This window comes from Sulfitobacter brevis (assembly GCF_900112755.1).
In the GTDB taxonomy this organism is placed as follows: Bacteria; Pseudomonadota; Alphaproteobacteria; order Rhodobacterales; family Rhodobacteraceae; genus Sulfitobacter; species Sulfitobacter brevis.
This window is the reverse complement of sequence record NZ_FOMW01000009.1, coordinates 48,675-61,701: the sequence shown is the minus strand read 5'-3', so window position 1 is coordinate 61,701 and position 13,027 is coordinate 48,675. Positions and strand designations below refer to the sequence as shown.

The 13,027-nt window shown below is 60.0% G+C and carries 13 protein-coding genes; 7 read left to right on the top strand and 6 right to left on the bottom strand.

The features are described 5' to 3' along the window. The 3 genes from BM174_RS13090 to BM174_RS13080 are packed head-to-tail and all read right to left on the bottom strand — an operon-like array spanning position 1 to position 2,283. The gene (locus BM174_RS13090; protein ID WP_093924312.1) at positions 1-717 is read right to left on the bottom strand and encodes a flavodoxin family protein; all 717 of its coding nucleotides are present in this window, start codon (positions 715-717) and stop codon (positions 1-3) included. Then, entirely contained in the window at positions 714-1,121 is a 408-nt protein-coding gene (locus BM174_RS13085) for a DUF1622 domain-containing protein (RefSeq protein WP_245766366.1), read from the bottom strand. Before BM174_RS13085 ends, BM174_RS13090 begins: the two co-directional genes overlap by 4 nt. 1 nt (position 1,122) lies before the next feature. Further along, on the bottom strand, positions 1,123-2,283 hold the full coding sequence (locus BM174_RS13080; RefSeq protein ID WP_093924311.1) for an isovaleryl-CoA dehydrogenase: 1,161 nt from the start codon (positions 2,281-2,283) through the stop codon (positions 1,123-1,125). Positions 2,284-2,431: 148 nt separating this feature from the next. Between BM174_RS13080 and BM174_RS13075 the strand changes: the two genes are divergently transcribed. After that, a complete protein-coding gene (locus BM174_RS13075; RefSeq protein ID WP_093924310.1) occupies positions 2,432-2,908 on the top strand; it encodes a pyridoxamine 5'-phosphate oxidase family protein in 477 nt (158 codons plus the stop codon). A gap of 51 nt (positions 2,909-2,959) precedes the next feature. Here the strand turns inward: BM174_RS13075 and BM174_RS13070 are convergent, their stop codons facing one another. Beyond that, the gene (locus tag BM174_RS13070; RefSeq protein WP_093924309.1) at positions 2,960-4,174 is read right to left on the bottom strand and encodes a DegT/DnrJ/EryC1/StrS family aminotransferase; all 1,215 of its coding nucleotides are present in this window, start codon (positions 4,172-4,174) and stop codon (positions 2,960-2,962) included. Next, a complete protein-coding gene (locus BM174_RS13065; RefSeq protein ID WP_093924308.1) occupies positions 4,171-4,842 on the bottom strand; it encodes an HAD-IIIA family hydrolase in 672 nt (223 codons plus the stop codon). The genes BM174_RS13070 and BM174_RS13065 overlap by 4 nt, the downstream gene beginning before the upstream one ends. A gap of 128 nt (positions 4,843-4,970) precedes the next feature. Here BM174_RS13065 and glmU point away from each other — a divergent pair, with 128 nt between their 5' ends. The 3 genes from glmU (at position 4,971) to BM174_RS13050 (ending at position 8,912) form a co-directional block, all read left to right on the top strand. After that, on the top strand, positions 4,971-6,323 hold the full coding sequence (gene glmU / locus BM174_RS13060) for a bifunctional UDP-N-acetylglucosamine diphosphorylase/glucosamine-1-phosphate N-acetyltransferase GlmU (RefSeq protein ID WP_093924307.1): 1,353 nt from the start codon (positions 4,971-4,973) through the stop codon (positions 6,321-6,323). A 2-nt stretch (positions 6,324-6,325) separates the two neighbouring features. Beyond that, positions 6,326-8,146 carry a glutamine--fructose-6-phosphate transaminase (isomerizing) gene (gene glmS / locus BM174_RS13055; RefSeq protein WP_093924306.1) on the top strand — a complete coding sequence of 607 codons (1,821 nt, stop codon included), beginning with the start codon at positions 6,326-6,328 and terminating at the stop codon, positions 8,144-8,146. Between the two features lie 61 nt (positions 8,147-8,207). After that, the gene (locus BM174_RS13050) at positions 8,208-8,912 is read left to right on the top strand and encodes a DNA alkylation repair protein (RefSeq protein WP_093924305.1); all 705 of its coding nucleotides are present in this window, start codon (positions 8,208-8,210) and stop codon (positions 8,910-8,912) included. A 70-nt stretch (positions 8,913-8,982) separates the two neighbouring features. Here the strand turns inward: BM174_RS13050 and BM174_RS13045 are convergent, their stop codons facing one another. Then, positions 8,983-9,528 (bottom strand): hypothetical protein, encoded by a 546-nt coding sequence (locus tag BM174_RS13045; protein ID WP_093924304.1) that lies wholly within the window; start codon positions 9,526-9,528, stop codon positions 8,983-8,985. A gap of 86 nt (positions 9,529-9,614) precedes the next feature. Between BM174_RS13045 and moaA the strand changes: the two genes are divergently transcribed. From moaA to BM174_RS13030, 3 genes are read left to right on the top strand one after another with little or no spacing between them, the layout of a single operon-like run. Further along, positions 9,615-10,622: a GTP 3',8-cyclase MoaA gene (moaA, locus tag BM174_RS13040; RefSeq protein WP_093924303.1), complete on the top strand. Its 1,008-nt coding sequence runs from the start codon at positions 9,615-9,617 to the stop codon at positions 10,620-10,622. Between the two features lie 10 nt (positions 10,623-10,632). Continuing rightward, positions 10,633-11,913 (top strand): 3-deoxy-D-manno-octulosonic acid transferase, encoded by a 1,281-nt coding sequence (locus BM174_RS13035; protein WP_093924302.1) that lies wholly within the window; start codon positions 10,633-10,635, stop codon positions 11,911-11,913. After that, entirely contained in the window at positions 11,910-12,974 is a 1,065-nt protein-coding gene (locus BM174_RS13030) for a glycosyltransferase family 4 protein (protein WP_093924301.1), read from the top strand. The genes BM174_RS13035 and BM174_RS13030 overlap by 4 nt, the downstream gene beginning before the upstream one ends. Positions 12,975-13,027 lie beyond the last annotated feature (53 nt).

Here is a 13,027-nt window from a genome sequence, read left to right as displayed (position 1 = left end):
TCAGCTCCGATACTCGGGGTTTTCAAAACCGAAACGCGCGCCCGCGTCCCATGCGGTCCGGTCGTTACCCTCGTTCGGATAGCCGCCGGCGGATTTCAGCATCCGCGCAAGGTGCATTGCGTTCCATGTCATGATTGTGGTGTTGCGCTGCGTAAACTCGTTGTCAAAGCCCACACGCTTACCGTCCAGATCGTCCCCATAGGACGGCCCCGGCCCTGCCTCGCCGATCCAGCCGCAATCGGCCTGTGGCGGGTTGGTATAGCCCAGATGGTTCATCGCAAATCCAGTGGTCATGGCGACGTGTTTGATGCCGTCCTCATTGCCGGTCACAATCGTCGCGCCAACCTTGCCATAAAATACTGACTGGCCTTTGTCGTTGAGCAGACCACTCATCGCGTACAGCCGCTCGATCAAAATACGACAGACCGAGGATTCTTCGCCCAGCCAGATTGGCGACCCAATGATCAGGATATCGGCGGCCTTGACCTGCTCCCAAAGCTTGGGCCAATCGTCACGGTCCCAGCCGTGTTCCGTCATATCGGGATAAATGCCGGGGGGCACCTGATGGCTAAGCAAGTGCAGATGCTCGACCGTCACGCCCTGCTCTTCCATGATCGCGGCAGAGGCGTTTATCAGCAGCTTTGTGTGGCTCTCGGAGGGCTGTTTCTTCAACGTCGTGTTGATGTAAAGCGCCCGCAGGTCTGAAAAATCACTCATCGTTCAAGCTCCTTTTTGACGTCGGCCAGTTCCCGATCGAGAAAAAAGGATATCAGCGAGCGGATGATGACCAACAAGCCCAAGAACACTAGGTCGGCCATCGCGAAGGACAAGGCGGTGTGGATGATGTCGGACACGATCAACAACTCAAGCCCGCCAAGGATATAACGCCCCAGTTCAACCCTTTCTGTATTGACGCCGCGCACCCGTGCGGTCTGATCGCGCGATACTTCTGCGCGCAAAAACCCGATCATGAACCGCACGGCGCCGATCACAAGGATCACGCAGCCAAAGATATCGGTCAGCGAGGCGATCCACTCAAAGATCACCACCATCCAATGCAACTGCTCATGCAGGATTGGCGTCTCTCGCACATAGCCCAGAAATCCTTGGCCCTGTTCCAAGTTACATCGCCCCCATCATCTCGCGGCCAATCAACATGCGACGGATTTCAGAGGTGCCCGCGCCAATTTCCATCAGTTTGGCATCGCGGAAGATGCGCCCGACGGGATTGTCAGACAGATAGCCCGCGCCGCCCATTGCCTGCACCGCCTGATGCGCCTGCACCATCGCCTGCTCGGAGGCGTAAAGACAACAGGCCGCCGCGTCCTGACGGGTCACGTCACCACGATCACAGGCCTGCGCCACGGCATAGACATAGGCACGGGCAGAGTTCATCGCCGTGTACATATCCGCCATCTTGCCCTGCATCAGCTGAAAATTCCCGATCGGCTGGCCGAATTGCTTGCGCTCCGCCATGTAGGGCATGATTTCGTCGAGACAGGCGGCCATGATGCCAAGGCCAATACCCGCCAGCACAACGCGCTCGTAATCAAGGCCAGACATCAGAACCCGCACGCCCTTGCCCTCTTCGCCCAGCACATTCTCGAACGGCACTTCGACGTTGTCAAAGATCAGCTCGGCCGTGTTGGAGCCGCGCATCCCGAGCTTGTCGAAATGCGGGCTGGTGGAGAAACCCTTCATCGACTTTTCAATCAGGAAGGCGGTGATGCCCTTGCTGCCTGCCTCGGGGTCGGTCTTGGCATAGACCACCAGCGTCTCGGCGTCTGGCCCGTTGGTGATCCAGTATTTGTTACCTGACAGGCGGTAGTGATCGTTGCGCTTTTCGGCCCGCAGTTTCATGCTGACCACATCACTGCCTGCCGACGGTTCTGACATCGCAAGCGCGCCCACATGCTCGCCCGAGCAGAGCTTGGGCAGGAATTTCGCCTTTTGCTCGGCGGTACCATTGATGCGGATCTGGTTGACGCAAAGGTTGGAATGCGCCCCGTAGGACAGCGAGACCGAGGCCGAGGCGCGGGCAATTTCTTCGACTGCGACGGTATGCGCGACATAGCCCATCCCCGTGCCGCCAAACTCTTCCTCGACGGTCATACCGAGCAAGCCAAGCGCGCCCATTTCGGTCCAAAGCTCTGGCGGGAATTCATTTTTTGTATCGATCTCGGCGGCCATCGGTTTGACCCGTTCTTGCGCCCAGCGGTGCACCATATCGCGCAGTGCTTCGACATCTTCGCCCAGATCGAACTTCATGCTGGCGTTGAACATGGACTTCCCCCAAAAGTTTATTGAACACTTGTTCATTACTTATCGCGCCGTCTGTTCTGCGTCAAGCGCCGCGCGAGGTGGAACCGCGCTGCCCCTCGCCACGTTCTTCCTGCGAACACGCTAGCATAGATATGAAAAGGTATCCGACATGAGCGATAAAGTTAAAAAAGAATTTTGGGACCGTCTTGAAGACACCCGCACCGGTATGTTGTCAGCAGATAGCGCCCGCGCCGTCCCGATGAGCCACTACGTCGATGAAGACGGCCCAGCCAATGTGCTGTGGTTCATCACTGCCAAAGGCACCGACCTCGCGAAAGCCGCGACAACTGGCGCGCAATCGCAGTATATAATTTGCAGCAACGACGAACATCTGCATGCCCGCATTGATGGTCGTTTGACCGCGTCCAACGACAAGGCAGAGCTTGACCGGATCTGGAATGGCGTCGCCTCAGCATGGTTCGAGGGCGGCGAGCGTGACCCTGATGTGCAACTGCTGCGTCTTGATCTGACGCAGGCCGAGGTTTGGATTACCGGTGGCAGCATGCAGTTCCTGTATGAGATCGCCAAAGCCCATTTGACCGATGAAAAGCCGGATATGGGGGATCACGCGACCCTGCGATTCTAATGGGTAATGCGCCTTTGTCTGCAGCCAATTTGTAGCAGACAAAGGCGCTACTTACTTGACGTTACTTTGAAAGACAGTCGAAACTTCGGCGCGTATGATGCGCGCGATCAAGGCACAATCCTCAAGGCTGAAGGTTAGTGGCACCCGCATATCGATGATCCCCGCCAGCACCGCATCACTCTGCGGCATCGGCAGCGCGTCCACATAGCGCCATGAATCGTATCGGCTGGTAAAGCCGACAGGCTCGGCCCCGCCGAACCATTTCAGCTCGACCCCGCGCGCTGCACAGCGCCGCAAAACTGCTTGCACAGCGTCAGCGCTCCAACCCTGCAACAATAACTGGAAGGATGAACCGACAAAGGCTTCCTGCGCCGGTCTTTGGATGACTGTCAGGCCGGCAGTGTCCTTGAGACCCTTTTCGACTTCTAAGTACCGCGCGTTCCATCTTGCCCGCCGCTCCTCAAGATCGCGCAGTTGCGGCCGCAAGATCGCGGCACGCAGATTGTCCATCCGGCCCGATATATTAGGCGTCTCGAAACGGATCGTCTCAAACGCTTCTTTGGGTGGACCGGCCAGATGCCGTTCATAAAGCATGTAAGAGCCCGACAGCATGATCGCCCGCGCTGCAATTTCGGCATCGTCAGTGACCAGAAGACCACCCTCGCCCGAATTTACGTGTTTATAGGTCTGGCACGAATAGCAGCCTACGGTGCCATGCCGCCCTGACGGCACGCCATTCCATGCGGCTCCCATTGTATGGGCGCAATCTTCGATCACCGTGATACCCGACTGCCTGCATATCCGCATCAGCGCGTCCATATCAGCCAGATGCCCGCGCATGTGGCTGAGCAGCAGCACATCGGCCTGATCCGCCTTGGCCGCCAGATCATCAAGGTCAATCACCAGTTGATCGGTGACGCCAATAAAGACCGGCACCGCGCCCACGGCGGCAATCGCACCCGGTACAGGCGCCAGCGTAAAGGCATTGGTCAGCACCCTGTCGCCCGTTTGAACCCCAACTGCCCGCAACGCCGTCGACATCGCATAGCCGCCCGAGGCCACCGCGAGGCAGTATTTTGCCCCGACCAATGCGGCAAATTCCTGCTCCAGCAAAACCGTTTCCGCGGTCTCATTGGGGGCGGTGTTGTAACGGTGAAGCCGTCCGTGGCGCATCACCGCGACGGCGGCCTCGATCCCTTCCTCCGGAATAGGCTCCTGTTGGGTAAAACTTCCTTTGAAAACCTCACCTTGCGCCGCGTCATTCATGCAACTTCTCCGATAAGCTCCGTCACGATGCGCGGCAGATCGGCGAAATCGCTCAGCAAGGCTTCAGGCTCGAGTGCTGCCATATCCTCGCCCGATGGGCCGAATGTCACCAAGACACAAGGCACCCCCGCCGCGCGTGCGGTGTTGCGGTCGGTGTCGCTGTCGCCGATCAGGATCGATTGCGCAGGATCGCCCCCCGCGCGGCGTGCGGTTTCAAACAGATGTTCGGGGTCGGGCTTGCGCACGGCAAGACTGTCGGCGCCCAACATCGCGCCAAACTCGTGGCGCACGCCAAGGCGGGTCAGCAGCAATTCGGCCAGTGCTTCGGGCTTGTTGGTGCAGATCGCCACGCGGTAGCCCGCTGTCTTGAGCGCCGCCACGGCATCCATCGCGCCGGGATAGAGGATCGTATGGGTATCGATGTCCGCAGAGTATGCCTCCAGCAACTGCGGGTAATAGCTATCTATGGTGGCTTTATCCCCGGCACGGCCCAAACGCTGCATCCCCAGCGTCAACATCGCCCGCCCGCCGCGCAGGGCAGTGCCCGCATCCTTGGCGTCCAGCATGTCGCCCGCGCCCATCGCCCGAAAGCAGGCATTGGCCGCCGCAATCAAATCGCCGCTGGTGTCTGCCAAAGTTCCGTCGAGATCGAATACAACTGTCTTCACTTCTGCCCCCTTAGGCGATAGGCCGCCCGTTCATGTTGCAACCCGCAACCTTGTTTGATGGCCCGTGGCCTTGCGCCTTTGTGCGAAGCGCGTAAAGAGAAAGCAAGCTAGAGCATAAAGAGACTATCATGAAAACAGCCCTGATCATCCTTGCCGCAGGCAAAGGCACGCGGATGAACTCGGACCTGCCCAAGGTTCTCCACCCGATCGCCCAAGCGCCGTTGCTGGCCCATGCGATGGCATCCGGCACCGAACTGGAGCCGAGCCATACCGTGATTGTTGCGGGCCATGGCGCCGATCTTGTGTGCCGCGCGGTGTTCGAGATCGACGAAGAGGCCATTGTGGTCGAGCAGACCGAGCAATTGGGCACCGCCCACGCTGTTGCCCAAGCCCGCGAGGCGCTCGCTGGTTTTGACGGCATGGCACTGGTGCTTTACGGGGATACGCCGTTTGTGCGCTCCGAAACCCTTGAAAAGATGCGCGATGCGCTGGCGTCGAGTGATGTCGTAGTGCTGGGCTTCGAGGCCGCCGACCCCGCCCGCTACGGTCGCCTGATCTTGGCAGGCGAAACATTGGAGCGGATAGTCGAGTATAAGGATGCCTCCGAAGCCGAGCGAGCGATCACCCTGTGCAACTCCGGCGTTGTCGCTTGTAAGGCTGATTTGCTGTTCGATCTGATTGACGCGGTTGGTAACGACAATGCGTCGGAAGAATACTACCTCACCGATATCGTTGGCATCGCCCGCGCCCGCGGGCTGTCAGCTACCGCTGTCACTTGCGACGAGGCTGAAACGCTTGGGGTGAACTCGCGCAGCGATTTGGCCAGTGCAGAGGCCGCGTTTCAATCTCGCGCCCGCGCCACTTTGATGGAAGACGGGGTGACAATGATGGCGCCCGAGACCGTTTATCTCGCCCGCGATACCGTCATTGGACGGGATACAGTTATTGAACCGAATGTCGTCTTTGGCCCCGGTGTCACAGTCGAATCCGGTGTGACCTTGCGGTCGTTTTCCCATCTAGAAGGCTGCCATGTATCGCGTGGGTCAATTGTCGGCCCTTATGCCCGCTTGCGGCCCGGCGCCGAACTGGCCGAAGATGTGCGCATTGGCAACTTCGTTGAGGTCAAGAACGCGCAGATTGCCGAAGGCGCCAAGGTCAACCATCTGAGCTATATCGGCGACGCCACAATTGGCGCACGGGCCAATATCGGCGCGGGTACCATCACTTGCAACTATGATGGCGTGATGAAGCATCACACCGAAATTGGTGCGGGGGCATTTATCGGTTCCAACACCATGCTGGTCGCGCCCGTCTCCGTCGGCTCTGGTGCGATAACCGGATCGGGCTCGGTGATTACCTCGGACGTGGCATCTGACGCGCTGGCCCTGTCCCGCGCACCGCAAATCGAAAAACCCGGGGTCGCTCGAAAAATGTTCGAAATGTTAAAGGCCAAGAAGGCCAGAATGCAGAGAGGCAGCTAAAAATGTGCGGAATTGTAGGCGTTCTTGGCAACCACGAAGCGGCACCGATCTTGGTCGAAGCCCTGAAACGGCTGGAATATCGCGGCTATGACAGCGCCGGTATCGCCACAGTGAACGGCGGCACGCTGGAGCGGCGCCGCGCTGTCGGCAAGTTGGTAAACCTCTCGGATCTGCTGGTACACAATCCACTGGCGGGCAAATCCGGCATCGGTCACACCCGCTGGGCCACCCACGGCGCGCCTACTGTCAGCAACGCCCACCCGCACCAGTCGGGTAAGGTCGCTGTCGTCCACAACGGCATCATCGAAAACTTCCGCGAGTTGCGCGAAGAAATCGTTGCCGCTGGCCTGAAAATCGAGACCGAGACTGACACCGAGACCGTGGCTCTGCTGACCCAGATGCACATGGCGCAGGGTGACGATCCGGAGTCTGCGGCCAAAAAGACTGTCGCGCGGCTTGAGGGTGCCTTCGCAATTGCCTTTCTCTTCGACGGATACGATGACCTGATGATCGCCGCCCGTAACGGGCCGCCATTGGCGGTCGGTTATGGCACAGGCGAAATGTTCGTTGGCAGCGACGCAATTGCGCTGTCACCGCTGACCGACCGGATCACCTATCTCGAAGACGGCGACATCGCAGTCGTCACCCGCACGTCTGTCGCGATCACCGACGCCAAGGGCAAGACCGTGACCCGCCCGATCAAGACGATCCAGATCGAATCCACCCGCATCGACAAAGGCGGCTACAAACACTTCATGGCTAAGGAAATCGCCGAACAACCCGGTGTGATCCAGAATGCCCTGAACCATTATCTCACCGAAGACGGCGAGATCGTTCTGCCCGATGGCGGCATCGACTTCACCAAGATCGACCGTTTGACGATGGTTGCTTGCGGCACCGCTTATCTTGCCTGTTTCACGGCCAAATACTGGTTTGAGCGCATCGCGCGCTTGCCCGTGGAAGTCGATGTGGCATCCGAATTCCGCTATCGCGAGCCGCCGATCTCCAATCGTACCCTCGCGATTTTCGTGAGTCAGTCAGGCGAAACTGCCGATACATTGGCAGCGCTGCGCTATTGCAGCGGCAAGGTCGATACCATCGCCTCCATCGTCAACGTCTCCGAATCTTCCATCGCCCGCGAAAGCGATCTTGCCCTGCCGATCTATGCGGGTGTCGAAGTCGGCGTCGCCTCGACTAAGGCCTTTACCTGCCAGTTGACTGTTTTGTTCCTGATGGTGCTGAAAGCCGCCCGCGATCGCGGCGCAATCACCAGCGCCGAACTGGCGGATCACATCAGCGCCCTGCGCGGACTGCCATCGGTAATCAACATGGCGCTGGAGCAAAACGACACTGTCCGCGCTGCTGCCCGCAAGCTTTCCCAAGCCCGCGACGTGCTGTTCCTGGGGCGTGGCCAGATGTATCCTCTGGCCCATGAAGGCGCACTAAAACTTAAGGAAATCAGCTATATACATGCCGAAGCTTATGCGTCAGGCGAGCTAAAGCATGGGCCGATTGCCTTGGTTGATGACACCGTCCCAGTGGTGGTCATGGCCCCGCGCGACAGTCTGTTTGAAAAGACCGTCAGCAACATGCAGGAGGTCATGGCTCGAAAGGGTAAGGTGATCCTGATCTCCGATGCCAAGGGTCTGGCAGAGGCCAGCGAAGGCGTTTGGGCCAGCATTCAGATGCCTTCCGTTGCCGACGCGCTCGCCCCGATCCTCTACGCCATTCCGGCGCAGTTGCTGGCCTATCACACCGCCGTTGCCAAAGGCACAGACGTAGACCAGCCGCGCAATCTGGCGAAATCCGTAACAGTCGAATGATTGGACAGCACATTCAAATTCTCGCTCAAAATCCTACAGGCCTCGCGGCGCGGCTCAGCACATGAGCACGCCCGAACTTGAACTGAATATCCCCGAACTCGAGCAACTCGCCGCCAATGCGAACCCTGCCAGCGCGCTTGAAATGCGCAAGTATCATAAGGTCGAGCGGCCCTACCTCGGGTTGCGCAATCCAGATATCGACGCACTGGTCACCGAATGGCGCGGTGCATTGGATGTGCCGGCCCGCGTCGTGCTCGCCGACGCGCTCTGGCAGTCCAACATTCACGAGGCACGCGTCGCAGCCGCAAAGCTGCTGACCCAAGCCCGCCTGCGCCCCGATGATGAAGCCGCTTGGCAACTCATCGCGTCATGGACACCTGATTTCGACAGCTGGGCCATCGCCGATCACGCCTGTATCGCAGCGCAAAAGCGCCTCGTGGCCGACCCGTCGCGGCTTGATACTCTTGAAGGTTGGATCAGCAGCGATCACCTCTGGACCCGCCGCGCTGCGCTTGTCGCCACACTGCCATGGACCAAAATGGCCCATCCCAAAGCCGCCGATCTCGCAATTCGCGACCGGATCTTGGGCTGGTGCGCGACTCTGGCCCCCGATCATCGCTGGTTCATCCAGAAAGCCATCGGCTGGTGGCTGCGCGATCTGTCAAAACACGACCCCGAACGCACACTCGCCTTCCTTGAGGCACAGGGCGACACTCTCAAACCCTTCGCCGCCAAGGAAGCTACCCGCCTGATGAAAGCGTCGTAAAGCCTCTTTTTGACGGTGAATATCCCGAAGGCTGGGGGCAGCACCCCCAGCCTTCGGTCCATTCGCAGCCCTAGCCTTCGGTTGAAACCTCAACTTCGGTCAGGTCTGTCAAAGACGCCCCGACCAAGCGCAATGCCGCGAGCGACATCTGGCTGCCCGCCGTCGCCGGCCCCCCGAGCGGGAGCAAGGTCACCGCCGAAGATTTTCCGGTTGCGGGATTGGTCACCCGCCCTTGAGTCTCGGCCTTAACCAAAGGCGTTTTCAACCACAGGCCCGGCTCGGTCGGGCTACCTAATGAGGCGATCGTCTTACCCAATACCTTACCTTGCGCCGCCACCGGAGCCGCTGCTGCTTTGCGCTGCTCTGGCGTGGTCGTGTCCAGCGCTTCGGCAGAGCGCGCCGCCGCGGGTGGCGGCGCCGCGGCCGTCGCAGGCGCTGTCACCGCCGCAGCAGTCGCCACTGCCGCGCCGTCAGCGTCAACCGCCGCAGACGTCTGAGCCGCAGCGGCAGGTGCCGCAGCCGCGCCTTTAGGTTTATCAAATCCAAGCCGTGACGCCATGTCGGCACAGCCTGAAACACCGGTCATCAAGACCACAGAGATCATAAGTTTTTTCATGTCTGCGAACCTAGCCGCGCCGAGCGTGCCGCGCAATCGACCAAATGCCGCTTGCGTGGGGTTCGGCGGGTCATTACCTATACCCTATGAATGCGCCCCTGATTGACCCCTTCGCCCGCGCCATCACGTACCTGCGTGTCTCCGTTACAGACCGCTGTGATTTCCGTTGTGTTTATTGCATGTCGGAGAATATGACGTTTTTGCCGAAAAAAGAACTTTTGACGCTGGAGGAGCTGGACCGGCTCTGCACCAACTTCGTTGATCTTGGCGTGCAAAAGCTGCGCATCACCGGTGGTGAACCGCTGGTCCGGCGTGGCATCATGACGTTTTTCGACGGCATGACCCGCCATCTTGAGGCCGGTACTCTCAAAGAATTGACCCTGACCACCAATGGCAGCCAGCTTGAGCGCTTTGCCGATGATCTTTATGCCGCCGGTGTGCGCCGCGTGAACATCTCGCTCGATACGCTCGATGATCAGAAATTTGCCGATATCACTCGTTGGGGTCGCCTGCCGCAGGTGCTGCGCGGAATTGATGCCGCTCAAAAAGCAGGTCTGCGTGTCAAGATTAACGCCGTGGCGCTCAAAGGCTTCAACGAAGACGAGCTGCCAACTATCACCCGCTGGTGCGCCGAGCGGGACATGGATTTGACGTGGATCGAAGTCATGCCGATGGGCGATCTTGGTAATGAGGACCGTCTGGGTCAATACTGGTCGCTCAAAGACGTGCGGGCCCGCTACGGCGATCATTATACCGTCACCGATTTGCTTGAAAATTCAGGCGGCCCAGCACGCTATGTGCGGCTGGAAGAAACCGGTCAGAAAATCGGCTTCATCACACCGCTTAGCCATAATTTCTGCGAAAGCTGTAACCGCGTACGGATCACCTGCACCGGCGAGATTTTCATGTGCCTCGGCCAAGAAGACGTGGCCGACCTGCGCGCGCCCTTGCGCAATCACCCAACCGACGATGCGCCCCTGCGCGAAGCGATCCATGCCGCGATCGCGCGCAAGCCCAAGGGCCACGATTTCGACTATTCCCGCCAACGCGCTGACGGACAAATGCCGCGCCACATGAGCCACACGGGCGGCTAAGCGCGGGGCGATGGCACCCTTTCCCTATCTCGCATGGGTCGCGGCCAGCACAGTGCTGGTACCGTTCGCGAGCCGGTCTGAAACCGCCAAACTTGCACGCGCCGATGTACCGCGGTCGCGGGCACGCGAAAAGCTTGGATTTGCAACAGGGCAGCGCGACGCGACGCAGCCACTTGTGTGGTTTCACGCCGCCTCGGTCGGTGAAAGCCTGTCGGTTCTGGCACTGATTACCCGCATCGGCGCGGCCCTGCCCGATACGCAGTTTCTGATCACCTCCGGCACCGCTACCTCCGCCGATCTGATTGCCCGCCGGATGCCACCACGCTGCCAGCATCAATTTGCACCGCTCGACGCCCCCGGCCCCCTGCGGCGTTTTCTCAAACATTGGTGCCCGGATGCGGCGATCTTTGTCGAAAGCGAGCTTTGGCCGCAAATGCTGCGCCGCACCCATGCTTCGGGCGCACGTATGGCGCTGGTCAATGCACGCCTGTCGACAGATTCGGTCAAGCGTTGGCAACAGATGCCCGCGACGGCGCGCTATATGCTGGATGTGTTTGACCTGATCCTGACCCAGAACGACGCAATGGCCGAAACCATCGTCAGCCTCGGCGCCCCGCCTGCCCGCGTGGCGCGCGGCATCAACCTCAAATCTATGGCCGATCCGCTGCCCGTCGATCACGCAGCCCTCGCAGAGGCGCAGACCGCCCTGCGCAATCGGCCCGTCTGGATCGCCTCTTCGACGCATCAAGGCGAAGAGCAGTCGGTTCTGAAAGCCCACCAAAGGCTGTTGCGACGCTGGCCTGATCTGTGCCTGATCCTTGCCCCCCGCCACCCCGCCCGTGGCCAAGAGGTCGCGGATCTGATCACCGAGGCCGGTATGAGCCATTCGCGCCGGTCCGCAGGGGATGCGCCGGCTGGGCAGGTCTTTCTGGCCGACACGCTGGGCGAGCTTGGCACGTGGTACGCCCTGAGCGATATCGTCTTCTTGGGCGGCTCACTGCGCCCGATTGGCGGGCATAATCCATTCGAGGTCGCCCATTCGGGTGCCACCGTGTTGTCGGGCACCCACGTCACTAATTTTGCTGAAACCTTTTCCGGCATGGAAGAACTCGGCGCGGCGCGTTTCGTATCGGATGCCGCCGATCTGGCCGAAAAGGTCGAAGCGCTGTTCTCCGACACGCAGGGCCGCGAGATGGCTTGTGCCGCAGCTTTGGAATTTGCCCAGCAGCAAACCGACAAGCTCGACGAGATCGCGGCGCGTCTGATCACCACATTGGAGTTGAGCGCATGACCGCTGTTGATATCGCCAAGGTGCGGGTGATTGCGCCGAATTTCAAACGGCGTCTGTCGGGCGTGACTGCAACGGTTGTTCGTCTGGTGCCGATCCAGTCGCGCGATATCAGTATTGCGGCCACCGGTCCGGTCATGCCCGCGCATGTGCCGCAAATATCGCTTTCGCAACTCCTCACGATGCCACGCCACGGCCCGGACGGTGTGCGGGTCTGGCACGCCCGCCGCAACGTCGAAATGATTGGCGGGCTGGCACTGAAACACCTCGCGCGCAAGCGGTTGCGGCTGATGTTCACCTCGGCTTCGCAGCGCAGCCAATCGGGGCTGACCAAATGGCTGATCCGCCAAATGGATGCCGTCGTCGCCACGTCCGATCGCACGGCCGCCTACCTTGAAGTGCCCGCTAAGGTGATTATGCATGGCATCGACACCCAAGAATACGCCCCCGCGCCGGACCGTGCCGCATTGCGCGAAACGCATGGGCTGCCGCGTAGCGGCATTTTGATCGGCTGTTACGGCCGCATCCGCGCGCAGAAAGGCACCGATGCCTTTGTCGAGGCGATGGTTCCTGTGCTGAAACAGCATCCGACAGCCCATGCATTGATCATGGGACGGGCGACCGATAAACACCGTGCGTTCGAGCATTCGTTGAAGGACCGCGCCAAAGCCGAAGGCGTCGAGAGCCGGATGCTGTTTTTGCCCGAAGTGCCGGTGGAGCGGATGGCCGACTGGTACCGCGTACTAGATCTCTATGTCGCGCCCCAGCGCTGGGAAGGATTTGGACTGACCCCGATTGAGGCAATGGCCTGCGGTGTGCCTGTCATCGCCACCCGCGTCGGAGCCTTTGAGGCTTTGGTGGTTGACGGGCAAACCGGAGCGCTGGTGCCACCTGACGATATTCCCGCGCTCGGCGCCGAAATCCTCGCCGCATTGGCCGCGCCCCCGACCCTGACGCAGTGGGCCGCAGCGGCACGGCCCCATATCATCGAACATTTCTCGATCGAGCGCGAAGCGGCGGATTTGATCGCGCTTTACCGCGACCTCTTGGCCCGCAAAGACTAAGGGCGCCGCGCAGATCGCGTGACGCCCTTATATTTTGTTTTGGCTGGTTGTGC